This is a genomic window from Nocardia sp. CA-107356 (assembly GCF_050946365.1).
Lineage (GTDB): Bacteria > Actinomycetota > Actinomycetes > Mycobacteriales > Mycobacteriaceae > Nocardia.
The window spans coordinates 7,761,927-7,782,385 of sequence record NZ_CP191992.1 but is presented as its reverse complement, the minus strand read 5'-3'; the positions used below and the strand labels follow the sequence as shown (position 1 = coordinate 7,782,385).

Below are 20,459 nucleotides of genomic sequence, written 5' to 3'. Positions count from 1 at the left end.
TCGAAGTAGCGACGCATCCCGCGAGTTCCACGTCGGAGGGCGAGCTTTCGGGAACTCGCGCCTGGTTGCGGGCTGCGTTGATGGTGCGAGCCGCAGCGCCTGTAGGTCTGAGGGCGGAGAGCTATGCCATCTTTCGATCCTCCCTCGCCCTCCGCGCGGACGTCGTCTGCCATGGCGGTGACCGGCAGACCCTGCGAGGGGCGACTCGACCAACGACACGCAAACGTCACGCTTTCAGTGGGAATCCACCGGATTCAACGGGATTCGTTGGGATCCCAATTTTCGCTATCCGTGCAGCTCGCGGGCATCATTGGGAACTCTCGAGAAGTCAGAAACATCGCCTACTCAGAAACGGCAGGTTTCTGGTTCGAGTCCAGATGGGGGAGCATAACTACCAGGTCAGGCACGGTCATCGTGCCTGACCTGTTTAGTCTGCGGGCTGCGACCAAAAATACGCCAAGAATTCCGGTCCAAACTCCTGGCGCGGGACCCTAGCAGGGCTTTTCGCTGATTCGCCCACAAGATCCTGACACTCTCCGTGCACGACCTATCTCAGGCGGTTGACAACCTCCCTGCTGTGTTGGAACCGCCAGATTGTTGACAGCCCTCAGCCGGTTGAGCGCGCATGGGTCAGGAGCGGACCGGCACCCTAACGTTGAACATCCACATTCTCGTCGGGCTACACTCGGGCGAAGGAAAAGTCTCGTAACTTACCGGCAGCGACCATTTCCTGATCGTGGAGGTTCTATGGCCCGCGTCGTCGATGTGAACGTCACGTTGTTCGGTGAAGATCTCGACATCGAGCAGCTCGATGGCAGCGCCCGGCAACTTCGATCGGAGTTGCTGGATCTGGATGTCGATCACGTCTCCGCTGTCAGCGGTGGACCTGCTCCGCAGGGTACCCGCGGCCTCGGTACGGAGCTGGTCGGCCAGCTTGTCGTCGGGATCGGTCCGGGCTTGGTAGCGATGCGTCAGCTTTTGGACACGCTGCGTGGCTGGCGGTCCAACCAGGAGCATCTCGCGATCAGCGTGCAGATAGGCGAGGATCGACTCGAGCTGACGAATGCCTCCTCGGAGACCGAGATGCAATTGGTGTCCGCTTTTATCGAGCGTCACGCGAGTGGGTGAGCATCGGGCTGTGCGCGACTGTGCGGTGCTCAGATGCGGCGGCGATGGCCGCGGTCGTGACCGCCACTGTCATTGTCAGTACGAAGATGATGACGACTTCGGGGTTGAGGTTGTCGGGCGTGGGCAGGCGAATCGAGTAATAAACAACGAGCCCGGCCGCGCCACACCAGCCGCCGAGAAGAGTGACCCCGAACCTGCGCGGCACCGCGACCGCAGCGCAGATCGGTACCGCCAGCGCCATGACTATCAAGGAGAGGACTCCCCAGCGTTGTGGTGCTTCTGAGCACGTAGTGACGGCATAGAGAAGAAGCGGCGCGATACCAAGGCCGATACATCCCATCGTCCAGGCGCCGGGGTCGGTGGGCAGCTGAAACCGGAGGTGTACTCCGGCCGTTCGAATGATCGTCGACGCCGCGAAACCTGCGGCGAGCACTGATATCTGGAGTGCAACGAACCACAGCCACGTCGCCGCCCCCCAGTCCGTCCACGGGCCCCACTGATTCCATAGGAACCACGGGACGGTGGCATTGAATCCCAACGCAATGCCTGCACCGATCAACCGCCCTCTATGCACACCGAGCAGGCTTATTCCGGCGCAAGCTGCCAGCGCGGCCATCACGAAGGCCAGCGCAACCGCTTCAGGACCGAGATCGAGCACCCGCGCGTCGGACGCTCGGCCATACGGCACGAAGGGATTGCAGGCCATCAGAACGGCGCTGCACAGCATCAATGCACCGGCGATACGTGGCTGCATGACCGGGTCGGATTGACGGGCATCGGCCGTCTGGACCGGCTCGTTGCTCGGCTGCCGAGGTTTCCCCAAAGGTTCGGGAGAAGGCGGCGGAAGCTGCGTCCGCTGCGGGCGGGGTCGCTGCGGTTCAGTCGAGAAAGCGGCGGCTGCGTCGGGAAACGGATGCGGTGGCGGTGGTTCGACGGATTCAGCAGATGCCGGTGACGGCGGTTTCGTCTGGTCGGTGATCGGCGCGGGAAACAGCGGACCGGGAGAGGGTATGTCCGTGTGGAGCGCGGCTTCGGCTGCCGCCGATACTGCGCGGCTGTCGTCCTCGGTGAGGTTGCGCAAATTCTGTTGAGCGGCCTCGGCCAGCCCGAGATGCTTACCGCGTAGGAGCTTTTCGAGCTCACGAACAGCGACAGCGCGAACACTGGGCAGGGGATTGTCTATCAACATCTGAAGTTCGACAGGCAAGAGTATGGGTTGGGCCAACCGCCGGTTGCGCCGGGCGATATACAGCTCACCTTGCACACCGAACACCCATTTCCCGGGTGTCTGGTTCGGTGAGGAAGACCGGACTTTGCCGTACACGTAGTCGTACAACTCATCGAGGGTGATGAAACCGTCCTGGTTCCGATCCGCTTCGCCTGTCGAAAGGCCATCGACCAACGCTCCGGTGAAGACCGATGGGTCACCATCGGCGGTGTCGGTGAGTTCTCCGCTTTCGAACGAATATTCCATCGCGCTCGACGCGGTGATCACCGCACGGCCTCGCCCGCTCAACTGTTCCAGGTTCATTCCGGTTCCTGCCCGGTGGGTCATGCCCCGTTCGAAGGCGCCCGCGTAGCAGCAGTCCAATAGCAACACGATGCGCCGCGATCGGCTTCGGTTCATCCGGCGGTTCACGAACTCTGCTGCCACACCCGTGGCGCCCAGGCGCCCCAGCTTCGTGTTCGACGCGGCGAAGTACAACTCTCCGTCCTCATCCTTGACACCGTGGCAGGAGAAATGCAGAAGCAGCAGATCTTCAGGAACTCTGTCAGCGAAGAACCCCTCGACCGCCTCGCCCACCACGTGCGCCGGTTCGTTCACCGACATATGCACTTCGAAGCCTCCGATCAGTGGATCCTGTAGAACGCCGGCAAGCGCCTGGGCGTCACGGGTCGGAGCTCGCAACTTACGCAGACTCGGATCCAGATAGTTATCGCAAGCAACTATTAATGCGCTGCGTTTACCAGCAACCATGATTCACCTACCCGGCACGCCGATTACTGCGGTGACAACAATCTCTTCCGTCCGATTACTGTTCGCGGGAGTACGTATAGTTCATCGCTCAAATAATTTGCATCGAAAAACATTCTTCGGATATTGTTCAATGCTGATCGCATTACCTGCCGATTGCATGAGTAGTGCAGTACTCGACTGCCGCAATCAGGTGCTATCACTAACCTCGATCTTTCTCGGGGTGTCCGACCTGGCCTGATCGAGTTCGGATTGGTTTCCGGTCGCTGATCAGCGACCGTTGGGCAAGGCAGGATAGCCCGGTCAGCGGGTGGCTGCCGAGTTCCACGGGCCCGGATGAAGGTCCTTCCGTTGGTTGTAGGGGTGGTTTGTGCTGGTCAGCCTGGTTGCAGGTGGTCCAGCGCGGTCAGCAGCAGGCCGGTGCCGCGGTGGTGTCGAGACAACCGCAGATGGACGCGGCGGGCGTGGTGCGCTATCCAGGCGGGGATCGAGAACAGTTGCAGGCGTAGTGTTTTCGGTTCCCAGCAGCGGGCGGGGTCGTGGTGCAGACCGATCGTTTGCAGCCAGGCGGTCAGATCCAGAGCCAGGGCGACGATCGCGACCCAGATCCGGTTCGCATCAAAGGATTTGAACAGCAAATTTCGTAGCCCGGTGTCCTTGGCGCAGCGGATACGGTCCTCGCAGCGAGCGCGGCGACGGTGCCGTAACACCAGGTCGGAGAGCTGCCCCTTTTTCGTATTGGTGGCGAACGCGGTCAGCCGGAGGCCGCCGACATCGGTGAACCGCAACTGGGCGCCGGGATGTGGGGGCTCTTTGCGCACGATGAGTCGCATGCCGGCGGGCCAGCCGGCCAGGTCGAGCATGCCGTTGACCTCGGCGACCCAGGCGCCTTTGCGGACTTCGCCGTCGCCGTCATAGGCCAGGGTCGACATATGCGTCGGGATGGCGTTGACGGCTTCGACGATGGTGTCGGTGAGGGTGAACCTCAGTGAATACCGGACCCGACGGGCGGTGCAGTATTCGACGAAGTCGTGGGTGCCGCCGCCGGAGTCGGTGTGCACCAGCACTTTCCGGCCGACCCGGTAGCCCGGCTGCCACGGCAACTGCTGCAATGCGGCGGCCAGGACCTGCTTGTGGTCGGCAGCGGTATTGGCTCCAGCATTGCCCTGGCCGCAGCAGTTCGGCGACCGGTTCTCCGGTGCCGTCCGGGCTGTGATCACAGAACGCCAGCAGCGGATGGAAGCCGTATCCCTTCTTGTATGTCGGTGCAGCACACTCTTTTTCGGAATGTGAGTCGAGCAGGGTCGCATCCAGATCGATGGTCAGCGGGCTGTCGGTGGTGATCCCATGGTCCGGCGCCCGGTCGCCTGCGGCCTGCCACGCCGCCACCCGCGCGGTGGCTCGCGCGGATGCGAGGGCGGCCAGCAGTCTCGGCACATCCTTCGCCGTGGTCGTGACTAGCCGCGACACCGTCGGGTCCGACGCCAGCGACCCGAACACGCCCGGCTCGCCACGCAGCAACCCCAGATCGGTGGCCCAGTCACCGCCGATCGCGACCGACACGGCCAGATCCAGCACAATCTTCCCCGGATCATGGGGCGCAACGGTTTCCGCCACGGCGCTAGGACCTGCGACAATACCCGATCCAACCCCACCCGAGGCGTGCTCTCGGTGGGCTCGCAACGACCGATGGTTCCTCGTACCCACGGACTGGCAACAACACAAAGGGTTCATCCTTATCATTCCGATGCACGACGACTCGGCACGCCTGCGAATCGAGCAGATACCCGAACACGCCACAGTCCTCTGCCCGCCCCCCTCTTGAACTGAGTGAAGAACGGGTGACACCGCCACACCGGGAACAGCTCATCTTGGCGGGCAGCGTCTTTGACACGACGCACGATCAGCCGGGCGGCTCGGCGCGAGCGGCGAGACGTTTGAATCGTTCCCGGATGGAATCGGGGTGCACTGGGTGGCCGTCTTCGTAGGTGAAGACCAGGTCGGCGTCCGTGTCAGCACCCCACACAGCGCCTTGTCACCGTCGGTCGAGCAGCTCGGCTGGTCGGCGCGCGGTCCGCTGACGTAGGCCGGCCCGAATGTCGGCCGCTCGCACCGCATCCCCGAAATCGAGGCCGGTGAGTTTCTCCACGCCTTTGACCGTCGACAGGAAGTCTGCGACCAGGTCGAGTTCCCTGGAGTCCTGGAAGTTTTCTTCGCCCAGTGATTCTGGGTCCAGGGCTTCGGGCCAGACCTCGAGCACCGGGCGTTGATCGGCGATCATGGCCAGCGAGCGCAACTGCCCGCCTTCGACCCACACCGCGATCTTGAAGAACCGGCCGGGCACCTGGATCCCCCGGAAGGTTCGGTCGTGCTCGTCGAACACCGGTCCGGTGAAACAGGTGACGCGTTGACGTTCGGCGACCGCATTGCGCAGAACATAGTTCTCCACTGCGCGCCACAGCCGCCCGCCGCCCGTCCCAGGTTTCGCGGGATCGGCCGTGCCCTGGTTGAAGAACCCGACCTGCGGCGTGCAATTGGTGAAGTGGAACGTGTCGAGTTCGGCCGCCAGTGCGAGATCGTCGCTGCCCCAGACAGTGTCGAGCCGGCGAACCAGGTGCCCGCGCTGGAACATTCGAGCGATCCGGCCATTGCCGCTCGGAAATCCCGGAACCCGTTGTCGAGCATAGACATCGGCGCCAGCGCAGTCGGCCGACGCGATGCGAGGGTCGGTGTACCAGGTCTCGGCGGCTTCGGCGCCGTTCATCGACTCTAGGCCGGGATCGGTTGGCAGCAACTGCGTCACAGTCTTGGTCTTGCGGTCGACGCTCTTGCTCGTCGCGCCGTCGATGTTTGCTGCGGTGAAGAACGCGAGCTTGCGGGACCGGTTCACCACGACGCTGAAGTGGTGGTAACGCAACTCGAACGGATTGTCACCGCGGCGGGCCTGCTTGTTCGGTGCTGCCTGTCGGGCCAGCGCGGGAGACAATCCCGGCAGCGCAACCGTATTGGCGGGCAGGAAGTTCGGGTCGTAGCCGCTGCGGTCGGTGTAGTCGCTGCGGTCGGTGTAGTCGCTGCGCGGTGCGGCTTCGGACACGGCGACCACGGTCGGCGGCGCCGCGAGTTGCGGGATCCGGATGGAGATCTCGATGGGGACCGTCCACGTCATCGCGCCGTCCGCGGATATCCGGGGCGCTCGCACGGCCACGGCCGGCTCGGCCGGCTGCGGGACGGCGATCGGGGTCGTGAGGAATCCCTCGCCGTTGCTTTGCTCGCCGAGCTCGATGACCGCGTCCATTCGGTTCCGGACCGGCCCCGGGAGAGCGGACAGACCCGCGCTGAGCTTCGCGAGGATCGCCGTGACCCGGATGCCTTCGTTGACACTGACCGGAAGTGGTTGTCCGGCCGCGTCTTGCACCTGTCGCCAGGGGCCGCCCCAGTGGTGCAGCGCGATCACCTGCCAGTCGCTGTTGAACGCCGGTGACCCGGACGAGCCGGGCTCGGTGTCAGCGACGTAGTGCAGCACCTCATCCAGCCGCGCCACGAGTCTGTTCTCCCGCAGGACGACCTCCTTCAGCCGGCCCATCGGATGCTGGACGATGTTGGCGAACTCGCCGAGCATGTGCTTCTCCGGCGAATTCGACAGCGGCACGAAGCCGAATTCCGCAAGTTCGCGGTCGCCGTCGATGCGCGCGCCGACCGCGACGATCGTGAAGTCGAGCCCGTCGACATCGTCGGTGACGAACACCGAGGTGTCGATGGCATACCGGGTCACCGGGCGCGGGCGTCCGGCGAGGTCGAGCTCGTAGTCGAATTCGAGGCAGAGCCGTTGCGCGGTCTCGATATCCGGTATCACATGATGGTTGGTGAGGAACAGCCCGGCACCGATGAGGAAGCCCGATCCCTGCGGATTCCCGGTTCGAAACGCGACTCGGGCGACCGCTCGCGACACCCGCGTGCCCTTCTCGAGGAACGCGACGTTCACGAAATCGAGTGTGTCACCGTAGACCTTCTCCGGGCGGTTGACCCGGGTGGCCGCGGCGACCGCCGCATTGGTCAACGGCGCACCGCCGGTCACGAGCCCTTCGCCACCGGATCGCGCCGACCGGTGGATCGCGGTGGCGGCCCGCTGCGCGTCGTCGGCGCTCAACTCTCCACTCGTCTTCGCCTGCAACCGCGCCGTGATGCGCTGCGGGTCCGGTTCGGCGGCGAACGGGTTGCCCTGGGCCGCGACGAGTACCGAATGCCGGATCTCGGTGTCGCTGCGGGCCAGCCGTCGCTGGACGACCGCTTCCAGATCGGTGGTCATCGGACTAGACAGTCACGGTCGGGTCGTCGGCGTCGGCGAGCTGGCGGCGCGCGAGGTCTTTCGCGCATGCGGTCAACGCGGCCATCGCATCCACGCGGCCGTAACGCAGGCCGGAGTGCTGCACATTGTCTTGCTCGTCGTCGCCGTCGATGATGTCGACCGCACTGCGGATCAGCCAGTCGCGAATCTGGGCGACGGTCGGCAGGGCGCCGGTGACGCGGACGCAGAAGTCCTGCAGCAGTGCCACGATGCCGGCGATCACTGGCGTCGCCTGGCTTGTGCCGTGCTGGATCGACTCGCCGCGATCGTTGTTGATGCCCGAGGAGGTGATCGGTGCGCCAGGCGCGAAGATGTCGGTCTCGCAGTCGCCGCCGACCTTTCGGTGCAGCCGCTGAGAGAACGGGGTGATGCGGTCGGCTGCCGTCGAGATCGCCTTGGCTCCGGACTGGTAGCTGAATCCGCCCTCGTCGGCGTCGTATACCGCGCCGACACTGAGGGTTTCGCGGAAGATCGCCGGATAGCTCATGCCCTGTGCGCTGTTGAACGCGAAGTAGTCGTTGCCGGCCGCGACGCAGCAGACGACACCGGCCGCGGTCAGCTGCCGGAAGAGGGAACCGATCGCGTCGTTGGCGAGATCGGTGTCGGTGTCGCGGTTGTCCGATGCGCCCAGCGACATGCTGACCACCGAAATACCGTGTTGCGCATGGTTGTCGAGCACCCATTGCAGGGCATCGCGGATCTGGGTGAAGTTGCCGCCGCCGGAGTTCGCGAGCACTTTCAGCGCGACGAGCTTCGCGCGCGGGGCCATGCCAGTGTGGATCTCGCCGGCGCATACGATGCCGGACACGTTGGTGCCGTGGCCGTTTCCGTCGGCTGCGTTGCCGGAATCGCCGTTGTTGTCGGCGGTGAAGTTGCGTTGGGCGACCACACGACCCGCGAAGTCGACGTGCGTGGCGCGCAGTCCGGTGTCGAGCACGGCAACCGTCGCGCGGGCGCCGTCGACGTTGAAGGTATGGCGTGCCTCGGCGGCCCGGACGAGTTGTGTCGCCTGGATGAGTTCGGGCAGCACGGCCCGGTCGTGCTGGATCGGCGTTTCGACCGGAGCGACCTGCTCGGCGGCGAGTGTTTCGGTGCCGACTGTTGTTGTCATGGGAACCCCCTGGAGTTGTTCTGCACGATCTTCGGCGCAGCAATATTGTCGGCCTTCGCCACGCGTCTGCATCGAGTAGCGCACTACCTGCCTTTGAGCCGTTCCTTTGTCGCGGCGCCGTCCACGATGGTCTGCGAGAGGTCGTCAGTCGGAATCGTCGAAGGTCGGTAAATAGTGAACGTCGCCGGCAAACCACCGGGTGTGTTGATCGAGGAGATCACTCCCGCCGGTCCGATCGCAGGCAGCGGTACGAGGACCGTCGCGCTGCTGGGCGTTCCAGAGAAGCGGCCAGCGTCGCCGGTCCCCGTGTTCGTCACCAATCTCACCGAATACGCCAACACCTTCGGTGGATTCACGCGCAAGGAGCCGGGCGCCAACGGGCAGCCGGATACAACGGTTGCCGTTGCATGGGGTGGAGCTGGCCAGGCACCTGCGCCGGCACGGCTACGCTGTCGCCGAGGTGCCCCGCCCGAACCGGCGGCTGCGCTGCGCCCAAGGCAAATCCGACGCGATCGACGTCTACGCCGCCGCCCGTAGGCTGCTCGACGGGTCCGAGGTCACCGCGCCCAAGAACCGTGACGGCGCCATCGAGGCCGTCCGCGCCCTGCGCGTGGCCCGCAACAACGCGGTCAAAGCCCTCTCCGCCGCCCTCAACACGCTGCGCGCCCTGATCAGTACCAGCCCCGAAGAACTGCGCAGTCAGCTGCGCAAAATGCCACGCGCCCAGCTGATCTCCACCTGCGCCGCGTTCGACCCCGACCTCGGCCGGCTGACCGACCCGATCGAGGCAACCAAGTTCGCGCTGCGGTCACTCGCCCAAGCTTCCCGGCCAATAGAGGATCATAGCTTGTAGCTATTGCTGTGCAACAAGCATGTGTATCGACTCTGCGGCGATCAAGAAGGAGACGGGCTCATGGCTGACGACTCGAACCCGGTCGACGGTACACCCCAGACTGACGAAGATAGCAAAAGCCACCCGAAACCAAAGCCCAGCCCAGCACTGGTTGACGGGGCATCTGCTGCGAAGTCTGACAATGAAACACTCGATGCGGATCCTGTGGAAACGGCCTGGCGGATCCAGACCGCGATTATGGACTGGATGGGCAAGGTCGACCTCAAGGCGTCTTTCACTTTCACCCTCGATGCCGCTGTGCTCGGTGGCGTCCTTGCTCTGTCGAAAGACGGCGGGCTCTTCGCCGGGCTGGGCGGATTTTCGCGTTTCTGTTACGTCGTCGGGTTGGTGCTGTTGGCAGCCTCGGCTGCGTTCGCGGTCGGCGTCGTACTTCCAAAAATGCGGGGCCCAATAACTAAGAAAAACTTCATTTATTTCGGCAACCTTCGCAAATGTCTCGATGCTGAGGATGTAGAGAAACAACTCAGGTCCAAGCAGGTTCTTCCTGCCCTAGCAGAGCAGTTGTATCGGGTCAGTGGCATTGCCTGGAAAAAGCATACCTATATCCAGTACTCGCTGGGGTTCGCCGCTGCTACGATGATTTTTCTTGTGCTGAGTTTCTTAACCAAGTAGGGGTTACGACTGGCGAACTGGCCTATTCGAAGAATCTTCGAATAGGTGTAGGTGGCGACACGCCACCAGAATTCGCGAACAACCAACATCACATGCGCGGACAAAAGCCAACTACTTCTGCGTCCAAACAGCGTGCGTATGAGATTGCCGCGTGCTAGCCGAGACCGGATGTCCTGTTCTCGATGGCCTCCCGGCCACCGCTGCGGAGCTCGGGGACGTACTTGTAGAGGGTGCCGCGCGAGACCCCGAGCAGTCGCGCCACCGAGGACACCGGGTGAGGATGGTCTTCAGCGCTAATTGTTGCGTCGGATGCTATAGCCGCGCGCATCCCTTGTTCGCGGGTCGCAGGTTGGTGCCTTCGGCAGGACACGTAGAACATGGGCAACTGGAAAACGTCTAGTCATTGCTGATTCCTATCCGGTCTGACGACCAGGGTCTGCCGGTTCGGATGGGTTCCTGGTCCCATCTTCGATGTGACAGGGAGTTGGAGTCCTTACCAGCGGCTCAGCCGATCGCTGAGGTGGCTCCGGCGAGTTCGACTCGGCTGGTGATGCCGAGGCGGGGGTAGATGCGGTAGAGGTGGGAGCCGAGGGTGCGGTGGGTGCTGGTTTCACCCGCGGCGCGCAGTTAGTTGCGGGCGGCCTGGGCCCAGGGGTCGGCGCCGAGGGCGTCGCGCGCAGTGGTTCGCGGGCTTCCGAGGTACGGCGTAGGCGGCAGGTTTCGCAGCATGTCCACATACTGGTCTCGACCGATCAAAACTGACCGCGAAATCTCACCGCTCACTGCCCGATCCTGACAGAGAACTCTGGTTTCACAACGCGACGACGCAGGTAGGTGCTGTAATCGGGCAATTACTGATCATCGGAGGACGCCATGACTCAGTCACCGATGCAGTCGTTCGACTGATTCGTAGGCGTGGGTCCGCTCGTAATTTTGTCGGCATGACAAACACCTTCACCACCTCCGACGGCGCCGAGATCTTCTTCAAGGACTGGGGCACCGGCCAGCCGGTCGTCTTCAGTCACGGCTGGCCGCTCAGCGCCGACGCCTGGGACGAGCAGGCCCGTCTGGTCGCCGACCACGGCTACCGCGCTATTGCCCATGACCGCCGCGGTCACGGCCGATCGAGCCAGACCTGGGACGGCAACACCATGGACCGTTATGCCGACGACCTGGGCGAGCTGATCGAGCACCTGGATTTGCACGACGCGGTTCTGGTCGGCCACTCCACAGGCGGCGGCGAAGTCGCTCGCTACCTGGGTCGCCACGGCAGCGCCCGGGTCGCCAAGGCGGTGCTGCTGGGTGCGGTGCCCCCGGTGATGGTCAAGTCCGACACCAACCCCGACGGCAGTGCGATGGAGGTCTTCGACGGGATCCGCGCCGGTGTCGCCGCCGACCGCTCGCAGTTCTACTGGGATCTGAGCGAGGCGTTCTACGGTTTCAACCGGCTCGACGCGACCGTCTCCGAAGGTGCGCGCCGGGCGTTCTGGCGACTCGGCATGCAGGTCGGGGTGCGCGCCGCCTACGAATGCATCGCCCAGTTCTCCGAAACCGATTTCACCGAGGACCTGCTCGGGATCGACGTGCCGGTGCTGGTCGCCCACGGTGACGACGACCAGATCGTCCCACTGCACGACTCGGCGATGAAGTCGGCCGAGCTGATCAAGAACGCGACGCTGCGGGTGTATCCCGGCGCACCGCACGGCCTCTACGGCGAATTCCGCACCGCATTCGAAGCCGACCTCCTCGCCTTCCTCGCGCACTGATCACCTTCAGCACACCTTTTAGGAGCCCATCATGAGCACACCCACCGTCATCCTCGTCCATGGCGCCTTCGCCGAGTCAGCCAGTTGGAGCCGCGTCATCAGTCGGTTGCGCACCGTCGACGCCACCGTCATCGCCGCCGCCAACCCGCTGCGTGATGTCGATACCGACGCCGACATCGTCCGCGGCATCGTCGACTCCGTCGACGGTCCGGTCGTCCTCGTCGGACATTCCTACGGCGGCCAGGTCATCTCCCAGGTCCACGACCCCAAGATCGCCGCCCTCGTCTACGTCGCCGCCTTCGCCCCCGAGGAGGGGGAGACCATCGGCGAACTGTCTGGGAAGTTCCCCGGCAGCACACTCGGCGAAACGCTGAACCAGGTGGTGCTGCCCGACGGCAGCACCGACTTCTACATCCAGCCCGCCAAGTTCCACCAGCAGTTCGCCGCGGACATCTCCGACACCCAGGCCGCAATCGACGCCGCCACTCAGCGCCCGCTCAACGACTGCGCCCTCAACGGCAAATCCGGCGCACCCAACTGGAAGACCGTTCCGTCGTGGTTCGTCTTCCCTGACGCCGATTACAACATCCCAGTCGCCGCGCACCGGTTCATGGCCGAACGGGCGGGTGCACGCGCCACGATCGAGATCGTCGGTGCCTCGCACGCGCTGCCCGCATCTCAGCCCGCCGCGGTCGCCGAGGTCATCCTCACCGCGATCGAAGCCGTCGTCGGGTGACACTGCCGAACATTCACTCCCACAACACCACTGTCCCGAGGAACTGTCATGCGTATCACCGCAATTCGCGATCGCGCGCCGGGGACGGTGGTCAGCGAGATGCTGTCGTGGTGTTCCAACGGCCACGGTCACTGCGCGGGCATCGAACCGTCCTGCGACCGGAAGTAGCGGCTGTAAGCCAGGAATCCGGTGTCGTGCCGAGCGACAACGGGGGCGGCAGCGCCGATGTCGACGAGCATGTTGCCACCGGTGAGTTGCGGCCACCCGCGTCGATGACGAGATCGGCCGCGATCGATTCGCCGTCGCGCGTCCGTACTCCGGTCACTCGTGGCCGATTCGCCCCGCCGTCGCTGAGCAGTCCGGCGACCGCGACGCCTCGACGGACGGTGATCCCGGCAGTCTTCGCCGCGGTATTTCCGAGCGCCGCCTCGATCACCGGGCGCCGAGCGGCGAGGGTATCGAACCGCTCGTCGCCCTCCAGCCTGCCGCCGATGGCCGGGAGGTCATACGCCCCGGCCAGCATGTTGTGGGTCGTTGCCCCCAGGGCTTGCAATTCCGCGACAGCCTCGGGCACCTCCGTGGAGAGCAGCTGATAAGCCGCCGGCAGCATGATGTGCGGATGCCGGAACTGATTGACGCCAGGCCGCTGCCACTGCTCCCACGACTCTTCGGCCCCTCCTTCTGGACTCGTCACATCCCGGTCGAGCACTGTCACCCGCTGACCGTCACGCGCTCCGGGTGGCGCGAGATCGGCGGGGCGCGGCCGAGCGAGGCGGTTGGGCGCGCATGTGGTCGCGGACGCGGGTCATGATGTCGCCGAGGTGGTCGACGTCGTCCTCGGTCAGGGAGTCGAACAGCAGGTCGCGGGAGAGCTGGACGTGGCCGGGCAGGACACGGTGGAACAGAGCGCGGCCGCTGTCGGTGAGGGTGACCAGGGTGGCGCGCTCGTCCTCGGGCGAGGGGGCGCGGGTGATGAGACCGGCCTTCTCCAACAGCCCGGCCTGGTAGGTGAGACCGCTGCGGCTGTAGACAACGCCATCGGCCAGTTGGGTCATGGTGAGCGGGCCGGGGGCTTCGAGCAGGCGCGCCAGGAGCTGGAACTGCACGTAGCTGATGTCTCCTTCGGCGCGCAATTGCTGCTCGATGGCGTGTTGGAGCAGGCCGACGGCTTCCAGGAGCGCGAAATAGGCCCCGAGTTGGCCGGGTTCGAGCGGCTCGACATCGCCGGAGTCCGCCGCTGAGTCGTGGTCTGCCATGCCCGCACCTTACCTGCTTCGAATTTGAAACATAGTGACGACGATCACCGCATTCTCGGGTATTGCTTCGAACTCGAAGCAGGTTACTGTCTAGACCTGCTTCGAATTCGAAGCAGCGTACCGAGGAGAGATCATGAAGGCAGTGCGATTCCACGCCCACGGCGACAGCGAAGTCCTGGCCTACGAAGAGGCGCCCAAGCCTGTCGCCGCCGCGGCGGAGGTCGTGGTGAAAGTAGCCGCGACTTCGTTCAATCCGGTGGATGTCGCGATCCGTGCCGGCTACTTGCAGCAGGTGTTCCCGGTGTCCTTCCCACACGTGCCGGGCATCGATGTGGCAGGCACCATCGCCGAAGTCGGTGCGGAGGTGACCGGCTGGGCGGTCGGGGACGCGGTAGTGGCTTTCCTGCCGATGAACACCGACGGCGCGGGCGCAGAGTACGTCGCCGTCGCGGCCGACCTGTTGGCCTCGGCCCCCCGCAACGTCGAGCTCACCGACACCGCAGCACTTCCCGCCGTCGGGCTGACGGCCTGGCAGGCACTGTTCGAATATGCGGGCCTCGTCGCGGGTAACAGCGTCCTGATCAACGGTGCGGGCGGTGCGGTCGGCGGCTACGCGGTACAGCTGGCCGCCCGAGCTGGAGCTGCGGTCACCGCAACCGCGAGCACGCGAAGCACCGACCGGGTTCGCGCCGACGGTGCGGACCGAATCGTCGACTACACCGCAATTCCGTTGGCACAGGCGGTATCCGGGCAGCGGTTCGACGTCGTGGTCAACTTGGTCGCCACCTCACCGGAAGAGACCGCCGCTCTGGTCGATCTGGTCGCCGACCGTGGAATCTTCGTCAGCACAACAACTCCCGGTGAACCCGACCCCGAGCGCGGAGTGCGCGCGGAACGGGTGTTCGCCCGCAGCGACGCCACCCAGCTCGCCGGACTGGTCGCGCTCGTCGACGCCGGTGATCTGCGCATCGACGTTGCCGACCGCCGACCGCTGAGCGAAATGGCAACCGTCCATGCCGAAGCCGTCACTGGTCAGCTGCCCGGCAAGACGATCCTGCTGCCCTGAGCCACACCTACCTACCCATCTCGCACTGACACCTCACCCGGTGTCACACAAGGAGTTACGTCATGTCTTTCACCCTCGACCCACAGGTCGCCGATGCGCTGGCCCCGATGGCTGCCGCGATGGCCGACAGCACACCGCCACCGGTCGGCGATGTGACCACCCGCCGCGCAATCCTCGAGCAGGTCATCGCCCACACCGATACCGCCCAACCGGTCGCGCCCGATGTCACGATCACCGACCACAAGATGACCACCGCTGACGGCGCCACGATCCTGCTGCGCTGGTACGAGCGCGATGACCGCCCGACCGAACCGGGTCCGGCCGCGATCTATCTGCACGGCGGCGGCATGATCCTGGGTCACGTCGGCCTATTCGACGGGTCGGTCTCCCGATACGTGTCGGCGAGCGGCACCCCGATCCTGTCGGTCGACTACCGGCGTGCACCCGAACATCCGCACCCGACCCCGGTCGATGACGCTTACGACGCCCTGGTCTGGCTGCACGAACACGCCACCGACCTCAACGTCGACCCCACCCGCATCGCGGTGTTCGGCGACAGCGCGGGCGGCGGACTGGCCGCCGCGGTAGCGATCGTGGCCCGCGACCGCGGCGGACCCGCCATCGCCCGCCAGATCCTGGTCATGCCGATGCTCGACGACCGCACCCGCACTCCGGACCCACACCTCGCGCCGTTCGTCCTGTGGTCATGGGACGACAACCGAACGGGCTGGCAAGCACTACTCGGCGATACCGCAGGCGGACCCGACACCTCAGCCCACGCCGCGCCCGCCCGCGTCGCCGATCCCGAAGGCCTGCCACCGGCATACATCGAGGTCGGCCAACTCGACATCTTCCGCGACGAGGACCTCACCTACGCCCTGCGTCTGTCCCGCGCAGGCGTGCCGGTCGAATTCCACCTCCACCCCGGCGTCCCGCACGAGTTCGAAGGGATTGCCTTCACCTCTGATGTCGCACGCCGCGTCATGGCCGACCGCATCCGCGTCCTGGCTTCCCTCTGAGCGCTCACGCCTGCGTCGTGCGACGACGGCGATGATCGCGAGCAGGCCCGATGTAGTGCGCGTTCATCGGCTGCTCATCGCCGCACCGCACGCTCGAACTCGATCCGCACAGACCTCGTGGACCCGCCTCCCAACGAAAGCGTTCGGTGACGTCGGTTCGGTCCTGACCAGCCCCGAGGAAGCGATGGCACGACCCGGCGTGCTCGATCGAATCATGGAAATCGGCAGCGATACTGCCGGCAATCCAGAGCCCGGCCCGTCGCGAATCGAGCTGCTGGCCGCGACCGTGGCGGGCTGATGGTACGGCCGGTGATGTCCCACCGCCCTCCTTCGTTCGGTGGCCGCGCCGCGCCGCAACACCGTTATCCAGATCACTGCCTGAACCCGACCCCCCTCTCCAGGAGCCATCATGAACAACCAGATCCTTTGGACACCTACACAACTGGGCAGCATCGCCCTACCGCACCGCCTAACCATGGCGCCGATGACCCGCAGCCGCGCCGCCGCGGACGGCACAGTCACCGACCTGACCGCCACCTACTACGAGCAGCGGTCCTCGTTCGCGATGCTCATCAGCGAAGGCACCCAGCCTTCCTCTGACGGGCAGGGTTACCTGAACACGCCCGGCATTTACGAGCCCGCCCACGTCGAGTCGTGGAAACGGGTCGCCGCAGCAGTCCACGAAGCAGGTGCCGCGTTTGTCATCCAACTGATGCACGTGGGCCGGGTCTCCCATCCCTCCAATACATCCCACGGCCGACCGCCGGTCGCGCCGTCGCCGATCGCGGCCGACGCGACGATGTTCACCGCCGCCGGGCCACAACCCATGGCCCAACCGGTGGCACTGGACGCGGACGCCATCGCGCGAACCGTCGACGAGTTCCGCGTGGCCGCCGCGATGGCCATCGACGCGGGGGCCGACGGTGTCGAGATCCACGGCGCCAACGGATATCTGTTGCACCAGTTCCTCAGCACCAATGCCAACCAGCGTGTGGACGAATACGGCGGCTCCATCGCCGGACGCGTCCGGTTCCCGCTCGAAGTCGCCGCTGCCGTGGTCGACGAAATCGGCGCCGACCGCACCGGATTTCGCATCTCACCGGCCAACCCGTTCAACGACATCACCGAAACCGACACCCCTGCGCTCTATACACACCTCGCCACCGAGTTGGCCCGCCTCGACCTCGCCTACCTGCACCTGGTCCACGCCGGAGACGAACAACTTCTGCGGACGATCCGTGGGATCTGGCCAGAGCGGCTGATCGTGAACCGCGCGGGGGCAGACCTCAACGCACGCATCGCAGACCTCGACAACGGCACCGCCGACGTCATCGCCGTCGGCGCTCCCGCCTTGGCCAACCCTGACCTACCCGCTCGTGTTCGCGCCGGTGCCGCGCTAAATGAACCCAACCCGGCCACCTTCTATGGCGGGGACCACCGCGGCTATACCGATTACCCCGTGCTCACCACCTGACCGCCAGCTCTCCTACCAATTCTGCTGAGGTGGGGAGCGCTATCTGGTGCCACTGCACACTGCCCGCGATTTACCCCGCATATCTGCGTTACCGGCACGGTGGAGTCGGAGGAGGCTGAGGCACCGGAACTCAGCCGCCGACGGCCGCACCACGGGTAGTGGGCGCGACCGTTGCGGGTTCTGGATGCCGCTCAGAGCGGGATGGCTCAGGAGGGTATCGCTGACGAGCTGCGTGAGCGGATGGCCAAGTCGTTGGGCGCGATCAAGGTCGGACCGGGCGACGACCCGAACAGCGAGATGGGCCCGATGATCGATCGTGCCAACGCCGAGCGCGTCGATCGGATGGTCGCCGAGGCGGCCGAGTACGCCACGATCGTCGAGCGGGGCGGGCTCGTGAACCGCGGCGCCGACGCCGTCGACGCCTACTACCGGCCGAGCCTCGTCGAGGTCACCGACGTGTCGGCACCGATCGTGCAACACGAAGTATTCGGCCCCGGCCGCTACGGGTCGGCCGCGAGTTGCAGGCCGGCACGGTGTGGACCAACATCTGGGCCGTCGTCGTCGACCAGTTCGAGGAGGGCGGGTTCACACAGAGCGGAATGGGACGGCTCAACGGGCTGCGTGGTCTGGCCGAATTCCAGGAGATCAAGCACATGGTGCACGCCGCGCTCTGCGGTGCGTGACAACGGATCCGATGCCACCGACACCACCGCACCGGAAACAAGTGGTGGTGTCGGAGCTGGCGATCCGCACGGCTGGCCACACCCGATTACTACGACAGGCGAACATCCACCCCGATGACCGATACCGCCCCATCACCTGACGCCGTCGCCGCACAGATGGCAACCTTGATCCCCGCGCCACCCCGCGGGCGCCTGCTGCATCACCGCGGCGTCACCGTGACAGGGTCCTTTCGTGCAGGAGCCGGACACCGACACCGGCGACCAAGGCCTCTCGGTCCGATTCGCCCGGGGACGAGCCCACCCGTCTCGTCCTGAGCCGCGGCGCGGTTCTGAGATGGCTCATCAATACATGCACCGAACTCGCGGCGGTCCATTCGGCATTCGCCAACCTCCACTTCACGCCACACGACTACCGGAGATTGTTCGCGACCGAGCTGGCCAACAGCGGACTCCCGATCCACATCGGCGCAGCACTGCTAGGCCATTTGGATCGGGATACCTTCCGCGGCTATGTGACGGTCTTCGATGAAGACGTTGTTCAGCACTACCAGGCACACCTGGAGAGCCGGCGGCAGATGCGACCGGCGGACGAATACCGCGACGTGACAGCCGAAGAGTGGGCCGAGTTCGAGGAGCATTTCGACAAACGCAAGGTCGAGCTCGGCGGCTGCGCTCGCCCATACGGCACTGGATGCCAGCATGAACACGCCTGCTTCTCTGAACTAACTGGCCATGCCCATCCCGGCGTCGCCCGAACGCACTCTTCTGCCGAATGCCGGTCGTTCGTCTCGCCGCCGACGCTAGGGAGCTGGCACGCCACATCGACGGTCGGAAATCCCACGGTAAGGCATCGACTGCTCAGCTGCTGCGATCATGTGGATGCGATCAGATCTTCCGATAAAGGGCAACTACGTGCAGATCACAGGCGAACACGCCCCAGCGTTCCTCGACAGGTTCATCACCTTCTACGACAGCGTCATCCTCGGAGTTGCCATCCAGACCGCACCCGGAAAGCTCGCGACCGTGAGGGTCGATATCCAGGCGATGGATAAGATGACACCCACAACTCCCGGCCCCGGCGACGGGCGGAGGTCCGAGTGGTGTCACGTCCAGCTGACCGTGTACGGAGTTCACGAATATCGGTTCCTGGAGAGTCGGCGATTTCCGTATCGGGTGCTCTCCGATGGTATGGCCGTCGCGGCGTCTCCGACAGAGTTCGTGCTTGACCTCGACCCGGGTCCCGATGAATGGAGCCCTTCACAGGTGTATCGCGAAGGCATCTATTCCAAGCAGTATGTGGTGGGTGAGCGAGGTGATTACGAGGTGACGAACATCCGATAATGGCTCCCGACCCGGGCGGTCCGGCGCGGCAAGAGCAAAAGCGATCGTCCGTCTCGCGTGACCTGCTGCGCGTCAGTCCGGCAGCCAGTGCAGCTCGTGTGCCAGGGTTTTGGCGACGGTGCGGATGCGGCGGTGTAGTGGTGACTGCACGCGCGGGAGGACCAGGTGGATCGTCAAGGCGGGTGCGCCCTGCAGCGGTCGCCACGTGAGACCGGCCGGTTGTGTCGTGACCGCGGCTTCACCGGCCGGGGCGAGGGTGAGCCCGTCGCGTAGGTCGCGCTGAGACATGTCGAAAGAGACTGGGGGCGTGTGGAATCGGGGGCGGGGCCGGGTGTCGCGGAACAGTGCGGACAGCTGGTCGTGGATCACGGGGTTGGCCGTACGGTCGGGGAGTCGCAGCGGATACGCGGCCGCATCGGCGATCGCGATCTCCGGGTGTTCGGCCAGCGGATGATGCTGTGCCAGTTGGACCCCGACGCGCTGACGCCGCAGCAGGAACCGGCGCACGCCACGACCCGGCTGTTCACCGCGGGTGATCCCCGCATCGATGCGGCCGTCGGCGACCGCGGGGGAGATCTCCGGTGTCGCCATGGGGAACGCGCCGACCTCGAGTCCCGGGCTGCTGCGAATGAGCCTGTCCACCAGGGCCGGTGCCGTCTCGGCCCCCGCGCTGAGGCTGTATCCGATGCGCAGCGTGCCCAGTTCACCGGCCCCCGCATTCCGGGCGGTGTCCCATGCCCGGTCCAGCGCCGCCAGCGCGGGCGGCGCGGACTCCGCCAAAGCCGCACCGGCCGTGGTCAATACGACGCTACGCGTGTCACGAACCAACAGGCTCGTACCGAGTTCCGCCTCCAATCGGCGCATCCGGGCACTGAGTGCGGGCTGCGCGATACCGATCCGTGCGGCCGCGCGGGTGAAGTTCAACTCCTGTGCCAGCACCAGAAAGTACCGCAGGCTCACCGTATCCGGTGCCACATGCCCTCCCGGTCATTGATAACGATCCGTTCTGAGTCTAGCCCGTCCCAGTCTTTCCC

General features: G+C 65.1%; 19 protein-coding genes and 3 pseudogenes. 13 read left to right on the top strand and 9 right to left on the bottom strand.

Annotated elements, in window-relative coordinates; all coding sequences use genetic code 11:
- Positions 1-747 precede the first annotated feature (747 nt).
- Positions 748-1,128 carry a hypothetical protein gene (locus ACQP1G_RS35125; protein ID WP_433193980.1) on the top strand — a complete coding sequence of 127 codons (381 nt, stop codon included), beginning with the start codon at positions 748-750 and terminating at the stop codon, positions 1,126-1,128.
- Here ACQP1G_RS35125 and ACQP1G_RS35120 read toward each other — a convergent pair.
- The 4 genes and pseudogenes from ACQP1G_RS35120 to ACQP1G_RS35105 all read right to left on the bottom strand — a co-directional run bounded on the left by ACQP1G_RS35120 (position 1,103) and on the right by ACQP1G_RS35105 (position 8,559).
- A complete protein-coding gene (locus ACQP1G_RS35120) occupies positions 1,103-3,106 on the bottom strand; it encodes a caspase, EACC1-associated type (protein WP_433193979.1) in 2,004 nt (667 codons plus the stop codon). The genes ACQP1G_RS35125 and ACQP1G_RS35120 overlap by 26 nt on opposite strands.
- Before the next feature lie 374 nt (positions 3,107-3,480).
- Positions 3,481-4,761, bottom strand: a pseudogene (locus tag ACQP1G_RS35115) (IS1380 family transposase); the annotation flags it as partial.
- 377 nt (positions 4,762-5,138) lie between these two features.
- Positions 5,139-7,409 carry a DNA/RNA non-specific endonuclease gene (locus ACQP1G_RS35110; RefSeq protein WP_433193978.1) on the bottom strand — a complete coding sequence of 757 codons (2,271 nt, stop codon included), beginning with the start codon at positions 7,407-7,409 and terminating at the stop codon, positions 5,139-5,141.
- 4 nt (positions 7,410-7,413) lie between these two features.
- The gene (locus tag ACQP1G_RS35105) at positions 7,414-8,559 is read right to left on the bottom strand and encodes a S8 family serine peptidase (RefSeq protein WP_433193977.1); all 1,146 of its coding nucleotides are present in this window, start codon (positions 8,557-8,559) and stop codon (positions 7,414-7,416) included.
- A 397-nt stretch (positions 8,560-8,956) separates the two neighbouring features.
- Between ACQP1G_RS35105 and ACQP1G_RS35100 the strand changes: the two genes are divergently transcribed.
- Both ACQP1G_RS35100 and ACQP1G_RS35095 read left to right on the top strand, forming a co-directional pair.
- Positions 8,957-9,412 (top strand): hypothetical protein, encoded by a 456-nt coding sequence (locus tag ACQP1G_RS35100; RefSeq protein WP_433193976.1) that lies wholly within the window; start codon positions 8,957-8,959, stop codon positions 9,410-9,412.
- Between the two features lie 60 nt (positions 9,413-9,472).
- On the top strand, positions 9,473-10,084 hold the full coding sequence (locus tag ACQP1G_RS35095; RefSeq protein WP_433193975.1) for a Pycsar system effector family protein: 612 nt from the start codon (positions 9,473-9,475) through the stop codon (positions 10,082-10,084).
- A 154-nt stretch (positions 10,085-10,238) separates the two neighbouring features.
- Here the strand turns inward: ACQP1G_RS35095 and ACQP1G_RS35090 are convergent, their stop codons facing one another.
- Positions 10,239-10,355, bottom strand: coding sequence for a helix-turn-helix domain-containing protein (locus tag ACQP1G_RS35090; protein ID WP_433193974.1), 117 nt, complete (start codon positions 10,353-10,355; stop codon positions 10,239-10,241).
- 670 nt (positions 10,356-11,025) lie between these two features.
- Here ACQP1G_RS35090 and ACQP1G_RS35085 point away from each other — a divergent pair.
- Together ACQP1G_RS35085 and ACQP1G_RS35080 are read left to right on the top strand one after the other, a co-directional pair.
- Positions 11,026-11,850, top strand: a complete 825-nt coding sequence (locus ACQP1G_RS35085; RefSeq protein ID WP_433193973.1) for an alpha/beta fold hydrolase — start codon at positions 11,026-11,028, stop codon at positions 11,848-11,850.
- Positions 11,851-11,881: 31 nt separating this feature from the next.
- Positions 11,882-12,586: an alpha/beta fold hydrolase gene (locus ACQP1G_RS35080; protein ID WP_433193972.1), complete on the top strand. Its 705-nt coding sequence runs from the start codon at positions 11,882-11,884 to the stop codon at positions 12,584-12,586.
- A 91-nt stretch (positions 12,587-12,677) separates the two neighbouring features.
- Here the strand turns inward: ACQP1G_RS35080 and ACQP1G_RS35075 are convergent, their stop codons facing one another.
- Both ACQP1G_RS35075 and ACQP1G_RS35070 read right to left on the bottom strand, forming a co-directional pair.
- Complete coding sequence (locus ACQP1G_RS35075) at positions 12,678-13,301, bottom strand: NAD(P)/FAD-dependent oxidoreductase (RefSeq protein WP_433193971.1); 624 nt, start codon at positions 13,299-13,301, stop codon at positions 12,678-12,680.
- 10 nt (positions 13,302-13,311) lie between these two features.
- A complete protein-coding gene (locus tag ACQP1G_RS35070) occupies positions 13,312-13,842 on the bottom strand; it encodes a MarR family winged helix-turn-helix transcriptional regulator (RefSeq protein ID WP_433193970.1) in 531 nt (176 codons plus the stop codon).
- Between the two features lie 133 nt (positions 13,843-13,975).
- Between ACQP1G_RS35070 and ACQP1G_RS35065 the strand changes: the two genes are divergently transcribed.
- The 7 genes and pseudogenes from ACQP1G_RS35065 to ACQP1G_RS35035 form a co-directional block, all read left to right on the top strand.
- Entirely contained in the window at positions 13,976-14,908 is a 933-nt protein-coding gene (locus tag ACQP1G_RS35065) for an NADP-dependent oxidoreductase (protein WP_433193969.1), read from the top strand.
- A 62-nt stretch (positions 14,909-14,970) separates the two neighbouring features.
- Positions 14,971-15,927 (top strand): alpha/beta hydrolase, encoded by a 957-nt coding sequence (locus ACQP1G_RS35060; RefSeq protein ID WP_433193968.1) that lies wholly within the window; start codon positions 14,971-14,973, stop codon positions 15,925-15,927.
- 31 nt (positions 15,928-15,958) lie between these two features.
- Positions 15,959-16,225 carry a hypothetical protein gene (locus ACQP1G_RS35055; RefSeq protein ID WP_433193967.1) on the top strand — a complete coding sequence of 89 codons (267 nt, stop codon included), beginning with the start codon at positions 15,959-15,961 and terminating at the stop codon, positions 16,223-16,225.
- Positions 16,226-16,336: 111 nt separating this feature from the next.
- Positions 16,337-17,401 (top strand): alkene reductase, encoded by a 1,065-nt coding sequence (locus tag ACQP1G_RS35050; protein WP_433193966.1) that lies wholly within the window; start codon positions 16,337-16,339, stop codon positions 17,399-17,401.
- Positions 17,402-17,602: 201 nt separating this feature from the next.
- A pseudogene (locus ACQP1G_RS35045) lies at positions 17,603-17,884 on the top strand (aldehyde dehydrogenase family protein); the annotation flags it as partial.
- Between the two features lie 2 nt (positions 17,885-17,886).
- On the top strand, positions 17,887-18,084 hold the full coding sequence (locus tag ACQP1G_RS35040; protein WP_433209090.1) for an aldehyde dehydrogenase family protein: 198 nt from the start codon (positions 17,887-17,889) through the stop codon (positions 18,082-18,084).
- A gap of 419 nt (positions 18,085-18,503) precedes the next feature.
- A pseudogene (locus ACQP1G_RS35035) lies at positions 18,504-18,551 on the top strand (hypothetical protein); the annotation flags it as partial.
- Between the two features lie 9 nt (positions 18,552-18,560).
- Here ACQP1G_RS35035 and ACQP1G_RS35030 read toward each other — a convergent pair.
- The gene (locus ACQP1G_RS35030) at positions 18,561-18,785 is read right to left on the bottom strand and encodes a hypothetical protein (RefSeq protein WP_433209554.1); all 225 of its coding nucleotides are present in this window, start codon (positions 18,783-18,785) and stop codon (positions 18,561-18,563) included.
- Positions 18,786-18,963: 178 nt separating this feature from the next.
- Between ACQP1G_RS35030 and ACQP1G_RS35025 the strand changes: the two genes are divergently transcribed.
- Entirely contained in the window at positions 18,964-19,425 is a 462-nt protein-coding gene (locus ACQP1G_RS35025) for a hypothetical protein (RefSeq protein WP_433209551.1), read from the top strand.
- Between the two features lie 72 nt (positions 19,426-19,497).
- On the opposite strand, the gene ACQP1G_RS35020 is transcribed toward ACQP1G_RS35025, so the two are convergent.
- Positions 19,498-20,400: a LysR family transcriptional regulator gene (locus ACQP1G_RS35020; RefSeq protein WP_433193965.1), complete on the bottom strand. Its 903-nt coding sequence runs from the start codon at positions 20,398-20,400 to the stop codon at positions 19,498-19,500.
- Positions 20,401-20,459 lie beyond the last annotated feature (59 nt).

Coding starts and splice junctions, on each gene's coding strand:
- ACQP1G_RS35125 (WP_433193980.1), top strand. CDS start 748: ATGGCCCGCGTCGTCGATGTGAACGTCACGTTGTTCGGTGAAGATCTC.
- ACQP1G_RS35120 (WP_433193979.1), bottom strand. CDS start 3,106: ATGGTTGCTGGTAAACGCAGCGCATTAATAGTTGCTTGCGATAACTAT.
- ACQP1G_RS35110 (WP_433193978.1), bottom strand. CDS start 7,409: ATGACCACCGATCTGGAAGCGGTCGTCCAGCGACGGCTGGCCCGCAGC.
- ACQP1G_RS35060 (WP_433193968.1), top strand. CDS start 14,971: ATGTCTTTCACCCTCGACCCACAGGTCGCCGATGCGCTGGCCCCGATG.
- ACQP1G_RS35065 (WP_433193969.1), top strand. CDS start 13,976: ATGAAGGCAGTGCGATTCCACGCCCACGGCGACAGCGAAGTCCTGGCC.
- ACQP1G_RS35095 (WP_433193975.1), top strand. CDS start 9,473: ATGGCTGACGACTCGAACCCGGTCGACGGTACACCCCAGACTGACGAA.
- ACQP1G_RS35105 (WP_433193977.1), bottom strand. CDS start 8,559: ATGACAACAACAGTCGGCACCGAAACACTCGCCGCCGAGCAGGTCGCT.
- ACQP1G_RS35055 (WP_433193967.1), top strand. CDS start 15,959: ATGATCGCGAGCAGGCCCGATGTAGTGCGCGTTCATCGGCTGCTCATC.
- ACQP1G_RS35025 (WP_433209551.1), top strand. CDS start 18,964: ATGCGATCAGATCTTCCGATAAAGGGCAACTACGTGCAGATCACAGGC.
- ACQP1G_RS35070 (WP_433193970.1), bottom strand. CDS start 13,842: ATGGCAGACCACGACTCAGCGGCGGACTCCGGCGATGTCGAGCCGCTC.
- ACQP1G_RS35080 (WP_433193972.1), top strand. CDS start 11,882: ATGAGCACACCCACCGTCATCCTCGTCCATGGCGCCTTCGCCGAGTCA.
- ACQP1G_RS35050 (WP_433193966.1), top strand. CDS start 16,337: ATGAACAACCAGATCCTTTGGACACCTACACAACTGGGCAGCATCGCC.
- ACQP1G_RS35085 (WP_433193973.1), top strand. CDS start 11,026: ATGACAAACACCTTCACCACCTCCGACGGCGCCGAGATCTTCTTCAAG.
- ACQP1G_RS35030 (WP_433209554.1), bottom strand. CDS start 18,785: ATGCTGGCATCCAGTGCCGTATGGGCGAGCGCAGCCGCCGAGCTCGAC.